Annotated in this window: 14 protein-coding genes; 13 read left to right on the forward strand and 1 reads right to left on the reverse strand. The window is 28.8% G+C overall.

What is annotated here, in order from left to right; all coding sequences use genetic code 11:
* On the reverse strand, positions 1 to 820 hold an 820-nt coding region (locus tag CLCHR_RS18205; protein ID WP_079441335.1), incomplete at its 3' end, for a glycosyltransferase.
* A gap of 467 nt (positions 821 to 1,287) precedes the next feature.
* Between CLCHR_RS18205 and CLCHR_RS18210 the strand changes: the two genes are divergently transcribed.
* From CLCHR_RS18210 to CLCHR_RS18275, 13 genes are all read left to right on the forward strand, one after another.
* Positions 1,288 to 3,369, forward strand: coding sequence for a YcdB/YcdC domain-containing protein (locus tag CLCHR_RS18210; RefSeq protein WP_079441336.1), 2,082 nt, complete (start codon positions 1,288 to 1,290; stop codon positions 3,367 to 3,369).
* A gap of 515 nt (positions 3,370 to 3,884) precedes the next feature.
* Positions 3,885 to 8,117 carry a DUF445 family protein gene (locus tag CLCHR_RS18215; protein WP_079441337.1) on the forward strand — a complete coding sequence of 1,411 codons (4,233 nt, stop codon included), beginning with the start codon at positions 3,885 to 3,887 and terminating at the stop codon, positions 8,115 to 8,117.
* A 384-nt stretch (positions 8,118 to 8,501) separates the two neighbouring features.
* The gene (locus CLCHR_RS18225; protein WP_079441339.1) at positions 8,502 to 10,352 is read left to right on the forward strand and encodes a TIGR03960 family B12-binding radical SAM protein; all 1,851 of its coding nucleotides are present in this window, start codon (positions 8,502 to 8,504) and stop codon (positions 10,350 to 10,352) included.
* The gene (locus CLCHR_RS18230; protein WP_079441360.1) at positions 10,336 to 11,037 is read left to right on the forward strand and encodes a TIGR03936 family radical SAM-associated protein; all 702 of its coding nucleotides are present in this window, start codon (positions 10,336 to 10,338) and stop codon (positions 11,035 to 11,037) included. The genes CLCHR_RS18225 and CLCHR_RS18230 overlap by 17 nt, the downstream gene beginning before the upstream one ends.
* 142 nt (positions 11,038 to 11,179) lie before the next feature.
* Positions 11,180 to 12,628, forward strand: coding sequence for an Rne/Rng family ribonuclease (locus CLCHR_RS18235; protein ID WP_079441340.1), 1,449 nt, complete (start codon positions 11,180 to 11,182; stop codon positions 12,626 to 12,628).
* A 191-nt stretch (positions 12,629 to 12,819) separates the two neighbouring features.
* The gene (gene rplU / locus CLCHR_RS18240; protein WP_008423722.1) at positions 12,820 to 13,131 is read left to right on the forward strand and encodes a 50S ribosomal protein L21; all 312 of its coding nucleotides are present in this window, start codon (positions 12,820 to 12,822) and stop codon (positions 13,129 to 13,131) included.
* Positions 13,132 to 13,138: 7 nt separating this feature from the next.
* Positions 13,139 to 13,525: a ribosomal-processing cysteine protease Prp gene (locus CLCHR_RS18245; protein WP_079441341.1), complete on the forward strand. Its 387-nt coding sequence runs from the start codon at positions 13,139 to 13,141 to the stop codon at positions 13,523 to 13,525.
* Between the two features lie 4 nt (positions 13,526 to 13,529).
* A complete protein-coding gene (rpmA, locus tag CLCHR_RS18250) occupies positions 13,530 to 13,829 on the forward strand; it encodes a 50S ribosomal protein L27 (protein WP_079441342.1) in 300 nt (99 codons plus the stop codon).
* A gap of 288 nt (positions 13,830 to 14,117) precedes the next feature.
* Positions 14,118 to 15,410, forward strand: coding sequence for a GTPase ObgE (gene obgE, locus CLCHR_RS18255; RefSeq protein ID WP_079441343.1), 1,293 nt, complete (start codon positions 14,118 to 14,120; stop codon positions 15,408 to 15,410).
* 243 nt (positions 15,411 to 15,653) lie between these two features.
* Entirely contained in the window at positions 15,654 to 15,956 is a 303-nt protein-coding gene (yhbY, locus tag CLCHR_RS18260) for a ribosome assembly RNA-binding protein YhbY (RefSeq protein WP_079441344.1), read from the forward strand.
* A gap of 278 nt (positions 15,957 to 16,234) precedes the next feature.
* On the forward strand, positions 16,235 to 16,861 hold the full coding sequence (nadD, locus tag CLCHR_RS18265; protein ID WP_079441345.1) for a nicotinate-nucleotide adenylyltransferase: 627 nt from the start codon (positions 16,235 to 16,237) through the stop codon (positions 16,859 to 16,861).
* A gap of 64 nt (positions 16,862 to 16,925) precedes the next feature.
* The gene (gene yqeK, locus CLCHR_RS18270) at positions 16,926 to 17,504 is read left to right on the forward strand and encodes a bis(5'-nucleosyl)-tetraphosphatase (symmetrical) YqeK (protein ID WP_079441346.1); all 579 of its coding nucleotides are present in this window, start codon (positions 16,926 to 16,928) and stop codon (positions 17,502 to 17,504) included.
* Positions 17,505 to 17,601: 97 nt separating this feature from the next.
* The gene (locus tag CLCHR_RS18275; RefSeq protein WP_079441347.1) at positions 17,602 to 18,897 is read left to right on the forward strand and encodes an LCP family protein; all 1,296 of its coding nucleotides are present in this window, start codon (positions 17,602 to 17,604) and stop codon (positions 18,895 to 18,897) included.
* Positions 18,898 to 18,903 lie beyond the last annotated feature (6 nt).

Below are 18,903 nucleotides of genomic sequence, written 5' to 3' on the forward strand. Positions count from 1 at the left end.
AATCTGTATATAATCTGAAATATTTTAAGTATATTTTTAATTCAGTATTTCTATGATGGACAAGTAAACTGCATAATTTCCTTAATATTGTTTTTTTTGATAACATCCATGGTTTATCTCTGCCAGTAAAGTGAACTACTTTGATTAGGTTTCCTTTTTTATTATTAATATTTTTATTTGATAACTTAAAACCTAATTTTTTTACGTAATAATCCGTGTATATTGCAAACATATTGTATTGAGGATTAAGATGTAAGTTATACTTATACTTCCAATCACTATAGAATGAATTTAAGATATCTTGATCACCAAAAGAAGCTTTTTCTTTTGATACTTTTTCAATATGTTTTTCTATACCTATTAAAGCGTCTTTTTTTGGCTCTATTACCATTAAGCCTGAATTGAATTCTTCCCACTGCTCATTTCCCTTATATTCTTTTCCTGCGACAACAGCTGATATATGAGGTTTGTCAAATAACTCATCTATATTTTCAAAAATCATCATATCGGAATCTAAGTAAACAAGTTTTTCGAATTCTATAAGTTTAAATAAATCCAATTTTATAAATGTATTAGTCCAGTGAGCTACACCATTTTTAGTATTACTTTCAAGTATGTTATTAGGTAATTCTATTTTATTTTTTTGAATTATATATTCTATATTATACTGTTGTAGTTTATCAAATGTTTCTTTTTTTAGGAATCTATCAACGTAAACGAATAAAGGATACTTGCTATTGACTGCCATTAAAGATTTTTTTAGGTTAATTACTCCGGTAACGTAATTATCTGTGCTTAATGTTGTAATATATGCTTTCATAAAGAGTTCTCCTTTATCTAAATAAAAATATATAGTGAGAGATTATAAAGCAATGTTGATATTATTAACAGATATTTTATTTAAAAAATTATTATTATATCAATATTTTTATCTTAGTTATATATTTTATTCATGGCGGATTTACCCAACAAGGATTATAAATTCAAACTAGTTAATAAGCTTTATAATAAGAAACTTATCCCATAACTTTAGAATAAAAATAGCTATTTAAGGTATTTAATTTAATTAGGTTTTTTATGAACGAGCATTTAGGTGTAAATTAAAAGCTTATAATTTAGATTAAGTATAAATTAAAAAAAAAATATATATTAATGCAAAGTTTTCCTAATATAAATCGTATTAGTATTAGAAGGGGGATAGAGGAATAAAGTAAATTTTTTTTCAAGACAATTATGATGTGATTGATGTAAAATATAGGTAGAATAATATAAAGGCAGGTGTGCATTATGAAAAAAAAGGGAACCTTAAGTTTAATACTGACAATTTGTTTAATGCTATCTAATATCTCTATTCAGGCTTTTGGAGCAGAAGAAGATAGTAAGGGCCTTGAAAAGGCAATAGTGGCGGCAAAAAATATTGTAACAGTACCGGATACTTATACTGAATTTACACATAGTTCGAGCGAACGTGAAACAAGCACTGGTAAAATGAGATTATGGAGACTTAACTGGGCGGAAAAAGAAGGAAAGAATGGTTACGTAGCCGCATCTGTTGGAGAAGACGGTTTTTTATATGAATATAACAAGTATACAGGTATTGATAATAATTCGGGATTGGCTAAAGTTACGAAGGACCAAGCACAGATTTTAGCGGAAGAGTTTTTGAAGAAAGTAACTCCTAAATATGCAGCCCAAATGAAAAAAGTTGATAATAATGACAATATTATTTCAGGTGAAGAGTATAATTTTTCTTATCAAGAGTTCGTGAATGAAGTTCCTGTTAGTTTTATTAATATAAATATAGGTGTAAATAAATATAGTGGTGAAATCACTTATTTTAATGGAGAGAATCCAGAAATTAATGGAACTGAATATCCATCTTTAGAGGGAATAATTGATTCGGTAACAGCTGAAAAATCTTATTTAGAAAAGTTAGGAGTTAATTTAAAATACTACTCTTACTATGATTATAAAGAAAAGAAAATGAAAATTTTTGCTGGATATTCAATTGACAGCAATGTTAATAGTGCTATTGATGCAAAAACAGGACAGGCTATATCTCTTGTAAGAGGAGGTTTATTTCCAAATGGCAAAGGAGATTATGCAGGGATAGCAGCTTCAGATAATAATGTCATGAAAACAAATCAAGAATTAACTAAGGAAGAAACAGAGGCAGTTAATAATGTAGCAAATCTTATTTCAAAAGAGAAAGCAGAAAGTATCCTTAAAGGAACCTCTGATATAATAACATCTGATATGAAAGTAAGAGATATATCTTTAAATAAAAATGAGATTAATCAAGGATATATATGGTATATTTCTTTTGATAACGCTTATGGTGCGGTAGATGCTAAATCCGGTGAAGTAATCTCAATACACTCATATAATCTTGAAAGTTCAAGTAATAAAGATATGACTAAAGACGAAGCAAAAAATATAGCAGAAAGCTTTTTAAAGAAAGTTACACCAGATAAATTTGCAAAAACAAAATATGAAGATATTGAAAATCCAATTTTAAAAATTAGTGTTATTCAAGATGGAAATATTTATTCTTTAAATTATGTTCGTCTAGTAAACGGGATAGAGTTTTCAGGTAATTCATTGCGTGTTGAAGTTGATAAAACAAAAGGAAAAATTATTGGATATGATAGTAACTGGTATGATGACGCTTCGTTCCCAGATATAAGCCAAGCTATCAGTAAAGAACAAGCTTTTAACAAGATAAAGAATATCTCAGGTTTCTCATTACAATATACTATGATAGATAAAAACAAAATTGGATTAGTGTATAATTTCACTAGGTTAAATGAAGGCTATATCATAGATCCGATAAATGGCACAAGATTAGATTTCACAGGACAAGTATACAAGGAAAATAAAGTACCAAGTTATACTGATATAGTTGGACATTGGAGCGAAAAAACAGTAAAAGAACTATTGGATAATGGATATTATCTTGAAGGAGATAAATTTAATCCTGATATGAATATCAATCAAATTAATTTTCTAAAATATTTATATTCTTCTTCGGTAAGTAATTTGAATGATGATGAATTTTACGATATGCTTATGCAAAGCGGTATTATAAAAAAAGAGGAAAAGTCTCCTAGTTCATTTGTTTCTAATCAAGATGCTGCAAAATATATAGTGAGGTTCCTCGGATATGATAAAGTAGCAGCTCATCCAGAAGTATTTATAAACCCATTTAAGGACAATGTACAAGAACAATATAAGGGTTATGCAGCAATGTGCTATGGACTTAATATAATTAGGGGAGATAATAATGGAAACTTTAATGGAACTCGAAATATAACTAACGCTCAAGCGGCCACAATTATATATAACCTAATAAAAAGTAACTCAAAATAAAGGTATCATGTATAACTGGAATATAAAAATACTGCAGTAAGAGATTGATTTAAGTTTACTGCTAAATAACCGAAAGTGACCATATGTGTTTACTCCGGTTCCTTGAAGATTTTGCTGGATGATTCTAAGAATATAAGTTGTGCCCAAAGTGCTTGCCTCAAAGACTACGCTTTGAACAAGCACATTTGGAACAACTTACATTCTAAGAATCATAGCCAGCAAAATCTTCTAATGAACGCTGCGTAAAAACATATAGTCACTTTCTTTATTTAGTAGAAAGCTTAAAGTAAGGCTATATTCATGCAAGTATTCTATTTCAGTTGTTCATTGCTTCACTTTAAGTTCTTCACAATACCTTTAATTTGTTAGTATGTAATTCTATATGATTGATTGGCTATACTATAGGTGTGGAAATGAAATTCATAAATTAGTATAATTATGATTAAAAGAAAAAATCAATTTGATATATTTAAAAAAATTAAATCATAATTGAGTAAACAAGGAGAGAGTAGTTCATGTTGACATCAATTTTACTATTAATCTTTCAAGGATTTTCAGGGGGAGTAGCAGGATATATTACTAATAAGTATGCTGTAGATATGCTATTTAAAGAGTATACTCCTTTAAAATTAGGGGGAGTAATTAAAAAGAAGAAAGAAAAATTCATAGAAGAAATCAGCGAGTTAGTGGAAAGAGATATAATAAATGCGGGAACTTTAAAAGCTGAAATTTTGAATAAAAATCTAAATCCGTATATTGAGCAGATTGCAGCAGTTTTTTTTGAAAGAGACTTAAAAGAAAGTTTTGGTAATACAAAGTTATATGAAATAGGTGATTTTTCAAATAGTGTATTTAAGAGTGAAGAATTTGTAAGAAATAATTTAAATGAAGTTTTGCCGGAATTGTTAGATAATTTAATGATTAATATTAATTTAAATGACGTCCTAAGCGAAAATCAAATTTCTAAAATAGTAAATTCAAGTTATGATTTATTGATTAATGAACTAGAAAATACTAATTCATTAGATGATTTCATTTCTAAGCTTTATAACGAAAATTCCAATATGACTTTAGCTGATATTTTTCCAGAGGAAGTTCAAAACAAATTAATTAATAATATTAGAGAATGCATTATAAAAATTATTAATGATGACATATTAGCAGATGACGAAGCGTGCAAGATATTTTTAGATAAGATTTTTTCGGCAATAAATATTGATTTGACTCTTACTAAATTGCAAGGTTTGCTTGGAGATTATGAAATTAATCAATTTATTTCTAGTGATGAACAAGATAAAATAGCTTTAAAATTATCTAATAAGGTTAGTGATTTCATCGATTCATCAAAAGGCAGGGAATTAATACTAAATATTATTAATGAGATTGTCTTAATTGGAAAAGGCATTGATTTTACAATTTATGAAATGCTTCCAGAAGAAACAGAAAAGTCACTTACCCATTTCATAAAAACAATCGTTCCGAAGGTTATGCCTTACATTTCAGAATGGATTTCAAGCAATAAGGAATCTTTTGATGAAATGATCGAGTCTGCTATTGACGAAGCAATTGATAATATGGATGAAAATATTAAGAAGCTTATAGTTTCAAAAGTTAGAGGCGCACTTATGGGAGATATCTCATCTAAAAATAATATTGTTAATAAAATTATAAGTTATATTAACAATAGTGTAGATGATGATTCATATGGTAAGTTGGCTAATTCTATTATTGACTACTTAAAGAATAAAAAAGTTAAAGATATAGTAGAATCGTTGGAAAAACAAAGTTTATTAACATCTGAAGAAATAATTGAAATTATAGCTAAGCAATTTGCATCTCATGGAAAAGATATCTTAAGAGCTATAATAAAAGTCCAATTCTCAAAGAAAATACATAAGGTTGTTAATTTTGATTTAGTAGAATTATTTCATAGTAACTTTAAACCAAGGCTTTATAAAAATATTATTAAAAATAGAAATAAGCTTGGAGAAAAGCTCAATAATTTAGTTGCAGAATTTATAAATTCAAAAGGTAATGAATTATTTAGTAAAAAGCTATCTCAATTATTTACATACAACAATGTTTCTGGTTTTTCTCAAACATTTGGAAGAGTAACTAGTAAACTACTTAAAAAGAATAAAGATATATATAGTGAAAACATAATAGAAACTATAGCTTTAAATATTAAAAATGTAAATTTAACAAGTGCATTAGCAAGTTATAAAGGGGATATATTAGAACTCTTTGTGGATAATTCGATATGTCTTTATAACGAATCTGTGGATAAATATAAAAATTATGAAGTTATAGAGTTAGTTAATAAGTATTTTAGTAGAGATCAACTAGCTGATATTTTAATTAATAAAGGCTATCCTATGTTGATTTCAAAGCTTCCAAATTTGTTAAATGGAAATATTAAAAAGTTTGCGAAGAATAATTTAAGCAAGTACGATGAAGATGAAATTTGTGATATTGTTCAAGATTTTATGGGAAATCAGCTTAAACCTCTTTCTGTTTTTGGAGCTGTTCTTGGAACAGTAGTAGGAGTAATATATCAATTAGCATTTCCAAATTCTATTGGAAGATATGGGTTTCCAAGTGACTTCTTTAATGGTGCATTATCACTTGCAGTTATGGCTTTTATAGGGTATATAACAAATGTGGTAGCTCTATGGATGATATTCCATCCATACAAAGAAAATAAAATTATAGCCAAAATACCATTCTTTAAGAAGTTCGCTTTAGGATATATACCTGCACATAAAAACCAATTTGCTATGGGAATGGCTAAATTAATTGATGAAGAATTATTAAACAGAGAAGAAATTAATAAAAGCTTTAATGCCCATAAAAATAATACTCAATCAGCATTAATGACTTTAGTTGCAAATAATAATTATCAGATTCTAATCAATTTTGTTAGAAGTAAGAAGGAAGATTTAACGAAATATATTTATGAGAAGATACTAAAATATTGTGATGATAGTTCAGAAGTGTCTAAAAGAATTTCAAGTAAATTATCGGAAAGTAAAGTTAATACTTTCATTAAGAAGGACTATATTTTGAATATGGTACCTAAGTTAATTGGCAGCATTAATAATACTATAAATCATTTTACACAGCTTGCACAAAGCAAACTCTCTTCAAATTATAAAGTTAATACTATTGTGCCAGAAGGAGCAGCTATCGAGATAAAAAAATATATTATAAAGGAAAATGATAAGCTGCTTCAAGATAAGCTCAATGATATTAGAAATATAGATTTTATAGATTTAATTATTCAGAGGTATGAAGAAGGTTATGCCCAAGGGATAAAGAAATCACTAAGCGAAATTTTTTGCGAAGATTCAATTAGAAAAATAAAATTTAATACTGAAGAGAAAGCTTATAGATATTTTTCTAATGACTTCAAAATGTATTTAAGTAACTTAATAAAAAAATCGTTACATGACCAATTAAATGAAGAGAATGACATTGGTTCAATGTTTAATGGAAAAGTTAAAAGAATTATTGACGATAATTTACATGTGCTAACAGCTTACATTACAAAGAAACTAATAGTTTATTTACAAAATAAGCAGGATATCATTGCTGAAAATGTGCAAGAAACAATTAAAAGTGAACTTAATTTCTTTGAAAAGATAGCTTATTCAACTTTTGGTGGAGACGATATAGCCTATAAGGCTGTTGCTATTGTTCTAAATAAAAAGCTGCCAGCAATGCTTAATGATGAGACAGAGAAGGTTGTTAGTGTAGCAAGAGTAACGCTAAATGAAAGCATCTATCCTGTGAAGGTAAGTAATTTAAAGATAAAAGCAGAAGAAATTGATGTAGCAATGCTAATAGATAATATATTCGAAAAATTAAGTAAAAGCATGGATTCTAAAAGGTATATTTGCAATGCAAGTAATTTAATCTTAGATTCATTAATGGGAGCTCCGCTTATAGAATACCTTGAATTATGTAATTTAAGCAGCTTAGATTTGGTTCATAAAAAATTCTACAATGAGGTTAATAGTGTAAAGGAGGACATTTATAATAATATAAATGTCAATAGAGATGCTTTATCAAAAACTATAGGAGAGTTTTTAGATGAAAGAGTGATAAGCAAATTACTTGATTCATACAATTCTGTTATGTTTAAAGGAATTACTTGTGCAGAAATTGAAGCAAGCGTAAGTAACATATTAAATATAATTTCCAAAAGTGAAGAAACTGAAAAATATCTATCTTTATTCTTAGGAAGTTTTTATGATAATACACTTTCAGAATTGAAAGTTGAACAAATTTCTGATGAAAATATATTAAATCAAGATATCGATAGAATTATAAAATATACGCTTGCAAATGTAGAGTTTAATGAGAGAAATAGAAAATTAATTGCAAAAGTATTGGAAAATGCAATTAACAGTAACTTTGATTTCATATCAAAAGATACAAAAGATTACTTAACAAATAAAACGATACATACAGGATTAAATTCAATTAGTGACTATATTGTTCCGATATTACAGGAAATAAATTTAAAGAATATTAGTAATAAACAAATTGATTTACTTAATCCAAAAGAAATTGATATATTGTTCAATTCCTTTGCAGGAGACTTTTTTGACAAACTACGTATTTATGGAATGTTTGGATTTATATTCGGTATTAATGCCGGATTGTCATTTGTTTTGTGGATAGTAGATTGGAGATATAGTAAGATAGCTTCGAAAAAAGATTTTGATACTCTCCATGATTTATAAAAAGAACCCATAATAAATTACTAAACATGAAAATGATACTTAAATTATCGTATTTTCATGTTTAGCAATGGTGTTAGGGTGGGATTATTGATAATAACAAGAATATTCCCAATAACAATTAATTGTGTTAGAATAGGGAGAGTAAATTAAGAAGTATGGCAGTAAAAGGTGTTTATACTTCTTTTTTATCTATATATAGCAAACACAAAACTATAAAATTATTAGTAAAAATTAATTTTTGGTTAAAGTTGAGTGATAATTACATTACATGGAATCTATCCTGGATAAAAGATTCTAAATTTTACTTATACAGAAGCTATAAAATTACTAAACTTAGAGATAAATCACTATATAAGAAAGTGTGTTTAAGGAGGAAATTTATTAATGAATAAAATTTCAGATGATATCTTATTTAAGGTTGAAAAGCCAAGTAGATATACTGGTGGAGAATTAAATGAGATTGTTAAAAACCCAAAAGAAGTCGACATAAGATTTGCGTTTTGTTTTCCAGATGTTTATGAAGTTGGAATGTCTCATTTAGGAAGCAGAATACTTTATCATACTATAAATCAAAGAAGCGATACATACTGCGAAAGATCATTTGCACCATGGCCAGATATGGAAGAGCAGCTTAGAAAGAATAACATACCTTTATTTGCATTGGAAACTAAGGATTCATTAAAAGAATTTGATATTTTAGGATTTACTCTACAATATGAAATGAGTTATACAAATATTTTAAATATGTTAGATATGTCAGGAATCACTATAAGAGCATCGGAAAGAGGCGAAGATGAACCTATAGTTATGGCCGGAGGTCCTTGTGCATATAATCCAGAGCCATTATACGATATTGTTGATTTCTTTGAAATTGGTGAAGGCGAAGAAATGATGAACGATGTTTTAGATGTCTATAAAAAGTACAAGGGAAATAAGAAGCAATTCTTAAGAGAGATATCTAAAATTCAAGGTATATACGTACCTTCATTATATGATGTTGTTTATAATGAAGATAATACAATTAAAGAATTTAAACCAAAGTATGATGATGTGCCTAAAACTGTAAGAAAGAGAATAATAAATGATTATACTAAAGTAGATTTTCCAACAAAGATAATAGTTCCATATTCAGAAATTGTTCATGACAGAATTGTTTTAGAATTATTTAGAGGATGTACAAATGGTTGTAGATTTTGCCAGGCTGGAATGATTTATAGACCAATTAGAGAAAAAACTAGAGAAGATTTAAAAAATCTGGCTAGAGAATTAGTTAAAAATACAGGCTATGAGGAAATTTCTCTTTCATCATTAAGTACTTGTGACTATTCAGACATAAAGGGACTAATTGAAGATTTAATGGAAGAGCATGAAGATAATAGAGTGGGAGTAGCTCTCCCATCAATAAGAGTAGATGCTTTTTCAGTTGATTTACTTAAAGATATTCAAAAAGTAAGAAAAACAGGCTTAACTTTTGCTCCGGAAGCAGGATCTCAAAGAATGAGAGATATAATAAATAAAGGATTAACTGAAGAGAGGATTTTAGAGGCTGCTACAAGTGCTTTTGAAGCTGGATGGAAGACTCTTAAGCTTTATTTTATGGTTGGGCTTCCTTATGAAGAACTTGAAGATTGCAGAGGTATTGGTGAATTAGCAGAAAAAATTGTATACAGATATAAACAAGTTCCTAATAAGATAAATAATAATAAAGGCTTAAGGCTTACAGTAAGTACATCAATACTTATACCTAAGCCATTTACTCCATTCCAGTGGGCACCTATGGCAAGATTTGAAGACGTTACTGAAAAAATTAAAGCTGTTAAGTCTTCAATTAAATCTAAATGTATAGTTTATAATTATCATGAACAAAAAACATCTGTAATGGAATCTATATTTGCAAGAGGCGATAGAAGATTATGTGAAGTTTTAATTAAGGCTTTTGAAAAAGGCGCTAGATTTGATGGTTGGGATCAACACTTTAAGTTTGATGTATGGATGGAAGCAATGGAGGAATGTAATTTAACTGTAGACTTCTATGCATATAGAGAAAGAAGTTATGATGAAGTGTTACCATGGGATTTCATTGATATCGGAGTAAACAGAAAATATTTAGAAATAGAAAATGAGAAAGCTAAAAAGGTTGAGTTAACACAAAACTGTAGAGAAGGGTGTACAGGATGTGGATTTAATGTGAACTTTAAGAATGGGGAGTGTTTTGAAATTGCGTTACCTAACTAAATTTACTAAAGAGGAAAATATTAAGTTTATATCTCATTTAGATGTACTTAAAACTATTCAAAAAAATATTAGAAGAGCGGGATTACCTATAGAATATTCTCAAGGGTTTAATCCACATATGAATACATCAATAGCTCAGCCTCTATCAGTTGGAGTGTATTCAAGTGGCGAATATATGGATATGGTGTTAACAACTGAAATGAATGAAGAGGAAATTGTGGATGAATTAAATCAAACTGCACCAAGTGGGATAAAGTACATAAGTGCACTTGCAATTCCTTATAAAGAGGGAGAAAAGAAAGTTCCACAGGCTATGGCATTAATAGATGCAGCAAGATATACTATAAAAATTAAATATTCAGAAGTTTCAAATTTAGAAGAGGAAGTGAATAAACTTTTAGAATTTAACGAATGGAATACAGTAAAGAAAAGTAAAAAAGGCGAAAAAGAAGTAAATATAAGACCTTTGGTTAAAGAATTTAGCTTTTGGATTAAAGATGAATTTTTAATCTTAAATGTAGTTATAAGCACAGGTAGTAGAGAACATTTAAGTGCAGATTTACTTGTTAGCTATATTCAAGAAAAGACTTCAAATGCACTTTTGGATTCATTTGTTAATATAAAAAGAGAAGAAATGTATTTTTATAAAGGAAATAAACTTCTGCCACTATACAAATGTATATAAACTTTTACTGAATACAAATATTGAGTTAGATAATTTAATATATAAAGTATAATTCACAGCGATTAATGAACAATCATTGATTTTAGCCGATTTTTTGTATCATTAGCTGTGAATTGTGCAGTGACTAGGATGTGTTATAAAAATGAAAGAGATTTTTATTGAGAGAAGAGATAAACTTTTAAGAATAGCTGTTAAATCAAATAAAGAGTTGATTGAAAGTATTGTAGAGGAAAATAAAGATGAGCCTATAATAGGAGAAATTTATAAAGGAAGAATTAAAAATATACTTCCAGCAATAAATTCTATATTTGTGGATTTAGGTTTAGATAAAGAAGGCTACATGTATTACAGTGATGAATTAAAGGTTAAAGGGGTAAAAAAAGGTGATGAAATACTAGTAGAGGTTATAAAAGAACCTCTTAATGATAAGGGAGCTAAATTAAGTTCTAAAGTATCAATTCCCGGGAAACATGTTGTCTTAAATTGTTATGAAGAAGGAATAGAATTCTCTAAAAGAATAGAAGATAAAGAAAAGAAAAATAATATTTTGAATAATCTTGAACCATTAATAGGCGCAGGTATAACAGTTAGAACAGAAGGTGCTAATGTGGAGATAGATGTTCTTAAAAAAGAAATAGCTAAGCTTTATGAGGAATTTCAGGATATAGATAGAAAAATGAAGCATTCATTAGGTTTAAAGAAACTTTATGGCGAAGATTTAACATTAAAAAAGCTTTTAATGAATTCTTTTGGTGGAGAAATTACAAAAATTTATGTTAATAATGAGATAGATTATGAAAAAATATTTAATTTTATTAACGGTCAGGAAAATCTTGAGGTAGAAAAATATGAAGGATATAGAAATATTTTTGACTTCTATGGGATAGAAAAAGAATTACTAAAATTACGACATAATAAAGTTAATTTGCCCTGTGGAGGATATATAATAATTGATAGAACAGAAGCCATGTACGTAATTGATGTTAACAGTGGAAAGAATATAAAAGAAAGAAGTTTTAATAAGACTATTTTAGAGACTAACTTGGAAGCAGCAAAAGAAATTGGGAAACAAATAAGACTTAGAAATTTAAGTGGAATTATAGTTATAGACTTTATTGACATGCGAGATAAAAGTCAGAAGGATATTGTTATGGATGTACTTAAGGAAAGTCTAAAGCCAGATAAGGGTAATATAAAAATATTCCCGTTTACTCAATTGGATTTAGTTCAGATTGCTAGAAAGAGACAGGGGAAAAGCATATATGAGTATATGGAAGAAGAATGTTCTTTATGTAAAGGAAGAGGTATAATTTTAAAATTATCCTACATCGAAGGTCTTATAAGGAACGAAATAATAAGAATGCAGGAAGAAAACTCAATAAATTGCTTTCATATTGAGGTAGATAGTGTTTATAAAGATAAAATTAAAGAAAATATCTTTGATTTCATAAAAGAAATAGATGCTTTGGATAAAGAAATATATTTAAATTATGTAGATAATATTGAAGGTTATAAGATTGAACCATTAATATTTCAGGCACAGAAAGACAATTTGAAAGATTATAAAGTTACGGCTATAGAGAAAGTCTAATTTATATAGGAACTTCATCAATAATTTCCTGTTATTTATTATTAATTATAAATTTATCATAAATTCTTCTTTACATGAGAGAAATTTTATGGTAAACTGGCTTTTGTAGACCGCGCACGTAAGGTTTTATTGTAAAACAAAGTTGAATCTTTGTACCAAAAGTGGCGAGACCGTTATGAGGAGGTGTTTTAATGTACGCAGTATTAGCAACAGGAGGAAAACAATACAGAGTTCAAGAAGGAGACGTAATATACGTTGAAAAACTTAACGCTGATGTTGACTCAACAGTTGAATTAAACGAAGTTTTAGCTGTAGGAACTGACGCAGGTATCAAAGTTGGTGCACCTGTAGTTGAAGGAGCTAAAGTTGTAGCTAAGGTTGCAGCACAAGGTAAGGCAAAGAAAGTTGTGGTTTTCAAGTATAAGTCTAAAAAGGACTATAGAAGAAAGAATGGACACAGACAACCTTACACTAAGCTAGTAATCGAAAAGATCGAAGCATAATAAAATTATGGTTAAAGTAAAAATCAAACAACATAATGACATCATTGTTGGATTCGTAATAAACGGTCATGCAATGGGTGGTGACAGAGATTTTTCAAATGATTCTGCTTTAGTAGGAGAGGCTTTTGATATGATATGTAATTCAGTCTCAGTTTTATCTCAAAGTGTAATTGTTGGATTGGATGAAGTTTTAAAGCTTAATTCAACTTACGAAATAAAAGATGGATACTTAAAATTAGATCTTCAAGATTTCAGTCTAGAAGAACTAAATCAAGCTCAAGTTTTATTAAAAACTTTTGAAAAAAGCTTGGAAAGTGTAATTTTAGGATTTGATCAATTGGTAGGGCAAAAGAAACGTAGAGAATATATAACTTTAATAAAAGAGGAGGTGTAGTCACATGCTAATCATGAACCTTCAATTATTCGCTCACAAAAAGGGAGTAGGTAGTTCTAAGAATGGTAGAGACTCTCAATCAAAGAGATTAGGAGCTAAATCTGCTGATGGAGAATTTGTTCTTGCAGGAAATATCCTTTATAGACAAAGAGGAACTAAGATCCACCCAGGTGAAAATGTTGGAAGAGGTAAAGACGATACTTTATTTGCTAAGATCGATGGAATTGTTAAATTCGAAAGACTTGGTAGAGATAAGAAAAAAGCAAGTGTTTACCCAGTAGACGTTGAAGCAATAGCTGAATAATTATTTTAGAAATAAAGCACTCTTAGTTTAAGAGTGCTTTTTTTAGGCATATGAAAGAAGATAACAGGTCAAGGATTGTATGGTTCACTTTTCCTCATAGTGAGCCTGATAGTTAAGGTACAACTTATTATGACATGAAATAAATTATCATTACTTGCTGCTATTTTTTTCATGTGCCTAATAAGATGAGATTTTTTAGGAAAGAATAGATTGTATTGTAATAAGGTAAACTGTTATTAGTACAGCTATATTAAATGAAGCAAGAAATATGTAAAGAAAGGTGATTATATGTTTATAGATAAAGCCAAGGTCTTTGTTAAATCTGGAAAAGGTGGCGATGGTGCTATTTCATTTAGAAGAGAAAAGTATGTACCACTCGGCGGGCCAGATGGTGGTGATGGAGGTAAAGGTGGAAGTATCATTTTTCAAGTTGAAACTGGTATAACTACATTACTAGATTTTAAATATAAAAAGAAATTTATTGCAGAAGAAGGTCAAAATGGTGGTGGGCAGAAGTGCTATGGTAAAGATGGGAAAGATCTTTATATAAAAGTACCTATGGGAACTATTATAAGGGAAGCAGAATCAAATAAAGTCATTGCAGACCTTTCTCATAAGGGACAGGAATTAATTTTATTAAGAGGCGGAAAAGGCGGAAAAGGTAATGTTAAATTTGCTACTGCTACAAAACAAGCGCCTCATTATGCGGAACCAGGAATGCCAGGGGATGAATTAAACATAATATTAGAATTAAAATTACTTGCCGATGTTGGATTATTAGGATTCCCTAATGTAGGAAAGTCAACATTACTTTCTATGACAACAAAAGCAAAACCAAAGATAGCAAACTATCATTTTACTACTTTAAAGCCAAACCTAGGAGTTGTTGCAGTTGAAGGAATTGAACCTTTTGTAATGGCAGATATTCCAGGAATAATTGAAGGTGCAGCAGAAGGTGTTGGTCTTGGAATACAATTCTTAAAGCACATTGAAAGAACTAGACTTTTAATACACATAGTTGATATTTCAGGTATTGAAGGAAGAGATCCATTTGAAGACTTCGTTAAAATTAATGAAGAGTTAAAGAAATATTCAGTTAAACTTTGGGATAGACCTCAGATTGTAGTGGCAAATAAAACTGATATGCTTTATGATGAAGAAATATTTGAAGATTTTAAAAAGAGAGTTCAAGAAATGGGATTTGATAAAATATTTAAAATGTCAGCAGCCACAAATGAAGGTGTTGATGCTGTAATGAAAGAAGCAGCAAGAATGCTTAAAGAAATTCCAGTTAAAGAATTAGAAATATCAGAAGATGAAAGATATATACCAGAGGAAAAAAGATTTACTTATGATATCCATGTTGAAAACAATGCAGAGGAAGGATATGATGTTTACATAGTTGAAGGTACATTTGTAGATAGATTATTAAGTGCTGTTAATGTAAATGATGCAGATTCTCTAAGATATTTCCATAAGGTTCTTAGAAATAAGGGTATTCTTGATGAAATTAGAGAAATGGGAATTAAAGATGGAGACATGGTAAGATTAAATGATTTTGAATTTGAATATGTACTTTAAGCAGAGAACCAAAAGTGAGAGTCCAAATCTTGCATTTGGGTTCTCGAACTTTCACACAGTGCAATCTATGATTTTGTGTGAATCGGTTAAGCAGACATCTCAAATCTATGATTTGATGATGGTCGCTTACTCTGTGAGTACTCAGCGAACGTATGTGAGTTGAGTTTCCATTATAAATAAAGCCCCCAAGGATAATTAATACAACTTATGGGTTGAAAAAAAGATTTAGGAGGAATTAATAAAATGTTAACAGGAAAACAAAGAGCTTATCTAAGAGGTTTAGCAAACGATATGTCACCAATATTCCAAATTGGTAAAAATGGTGTTGAAGAAAACTTTCTAATACAAGTTTCACAAGCTTTAGAAGCTAGAGAATTAATCAAAATTAAAGTATTAGAAAATAGTGGTTTAGAAACTAGAGAAACTTCGGATATGATTTGTAAAGCAGTTAAATGCGAGGGAATACAAGCAATTGGAAATAAAATAGTCCTATATAAAAGATCAAGTAATGAAAAGAAAAGAAAAATCCAATTACCAACTAAATAAATCCAAAACTTTTGGGAATAATTAAGAAAGAGAAGCTTATATAAAGCTTCTCTTTTTATACGATAGCTAGCATCCGTAGCACTTCCTAAATATAGGAGGAAACTCCTTTTCCTAAATTCAGATTCACCTGAAAGGTTTCACTATATAAAATTTAAGATATTAAAAATTATATTTAACTATAGTTCATGTTATAATAAGAAAGGAATTTTTTATTTAAATCACCTTAGGCACATTGAGATTATATTTCCTTTGTGTGTCTTACTTTTGGAGGAAAGCTTATGAAACGTTATGGTATAATTGGTGGGACTTTTGATCCTATTCATTATGCACATTTATATATAGCCTATGAAGCTAAAGAACAATTGAATTTAGATAAAGTAATTTTCATGCCAGCTGGGAAGCAGCCACTTAAAGTTGATAATATAATTACAGATTCTGAACTGAGATATGAAATGGTAAAAGCAGCTATAGAGCCTTTTAAAGAATTCTCTATTTCAAGTTATGAAATAGAGAAAGGTGGGCTTAGTTTCACCTATGAAACATTGGAATACTTTAAAGGAAATTCTGTAGGTGAAGAAAAAGAATTGTTTTTTATAACAGGAGCAGATTGCTTATTTACCATTGAGAAATGGAAAGAAACTAAAAAGATTTTTTCATTAGCCACTCTTGTAGTTTTCTCAAGGGGAGGAATTAATAGGAAAGAAATGATCCAAAGAAAGCAATTAATAGAAGAAAAGTATGATGGAAAAATAATATTTTTGGATTTAAAACAGCTTGAGATATCTTCAACAGAAATAAGGAGTTTGGTAGATAGGAATAAAAGGATAGATTTTTTTGTACCGCCAAAAGTTGTTGATATTATTTATGAAAAAGGGTTATATATTAATAAAAATAAGAATTTGTAAGTTCAAGTAAATAAAACTTTAACTGTTTAATAAAAGGTTAAATCCTATTAGGAGGGAATAATTTTTGTTATCTATAGAAGAAATAAAAGCATATCTTAAGACAAATTTAATGGAGAAACGTTATACTCATATTTTAGGAGTTGCTGATACAGCTAAGAAGTTAGCTAAGCTAAATGGAATATCTGAAGAAAAAGCAGAAATTGCGGGTCTTGCACATGATGTTGCAAAAAATTTAAAAGTAGATACGATGAAAGAAATAATGGAGAAAAATAATATAATTTTATCTGAAGTTGAACAAAACAATGCGAATTTATGGCATAGCATAATTGCTGATATAGTTGCTAAGGATAAACTCGGAATTGGCGATGAGGAGATATTAGATGCAGTAAGGTGGCATACAACAGGGAAAGAAGATATGTCTACTTTAACAAAAATAATTTATATTGCAGATATGATTGAACCAAGTAGAAAATTTGAAGGTGTTGAGGATATAAGAAAACTTACGTTTGAAGATCTAGACAGAGGGGTATATTATGGATTGACTTGTAGTATAGAATTTTTATTAACTAGAAATTTATTGATTGATGAAAATACTATGAAAGCAAGAAATTATTTTTTACTTGATTCTAAATTTAAAGGGTAATTTTTAGAATTTTAATTAAATATGAAGGTTAGCTAGGCTAAATAAGTTTTAAGAGTTATTTAATTAACTTGCTTTAGAGCATAAGAGGGGTGGGTACATGAGAAGAAGATCTAATAATAAAAAAAAGCAAAATTTGTTCTCGAAAATTTTTAGTAAAAATACTGATTCTACAACGATACCCGAAAAGGTAGTATTAGGTGCAATTGCTCTTATAGTGACTTTTATTATTGTTTCAATGGTATCAGGAGTTTCTGCCTTAATGAAAATAGGAAGTAAATCGATGCCAAGGAGTGTAGATGTGTCATCAAATGGACCAGTTAATATACTGTTACTAGGAATGGATATAGGGGATCCGAGCCAAGTTGATAATCAATCAATAAAAAGGACAGATACAATAATGGTTGCAAATTATAATCCACAAAATAAAAAAATGCATCTTGTATCAATTCCAAGAGACACGTTAATTAATATTAACGGCAAAAATGCTAAAATAAATTCGGTTTATGCTATTGCTGGATATCCTAAAATAAAATCCGAGGTTGAAAAGTTACTAAATGTAAATATAAATTATATAGTTAAAATTGATTATAATGCCTTCCGAGAAATTATTGATGCAATCGGAGGGATTGAGATGAAGATAGATAGAAATATGATCTATGATGATGAAGGCCAAAATCTCCATATAAATTTTAAAGCGGGTGAAACAGTAACTCTAGACGGAAAAAAAGCAGAGGAATTTTTCAGATGGAGAAAGAATAATGATGGAAGCGGCTTTGCTAATGGGGATTTGGATAGAATAGAGAATCAACAAAAATTTATTTCAAAAGTTATAGAAAAATGTACAAGTCCTTTTATAATGTTTAGAGTTCCTAAGATTATGTCAGCTTTAGGTGATAATATAGAAACCAATATGTCAAGTTTTGAGGTTTTAAATTATGGATTAAAGTTTTCTAATATAAAGAAAGAAAATACCATAATGGCAACTACGGCTGGAACACCTAAAACAATAAATGGCGAATCATTTTTAATATTTGATAAGAGCGCAAATAAAGATATTTTATCATCACTTGTTTCGTCTACATCTTCTAGGAACCTACCAGAAAACATATCAAAGGATGATATTAGAATAAAAATATTGAATGCAACTAAGATTAATGGATTAGCGGCAAAAGAAGAAAAAGAATTAAACAGTATGGGCTATAAAAAAATTGATACAGGCAATACTGAACTTAGTGATAAAAGTGTCATACTTTCAAATAATGATGATAAATTACAGGTGATTCTACAAGATTTAAATATTAAAAATACTGATAGGAAAGAAAATAAAACAGAATACAATGATTATGATGTGATCATAATTTTAGGTAAAGATTTTGCAACACTTGATGAATAAGTTGTG

The organism is Clostridium chromiireducens (assembly GCF_002029255.1).
Lineage (GTDB): Bacteria > Bacillota > Clostridia > Clostridiales > Clostridiaceae > Clostridium > Clostridium chromiireducens.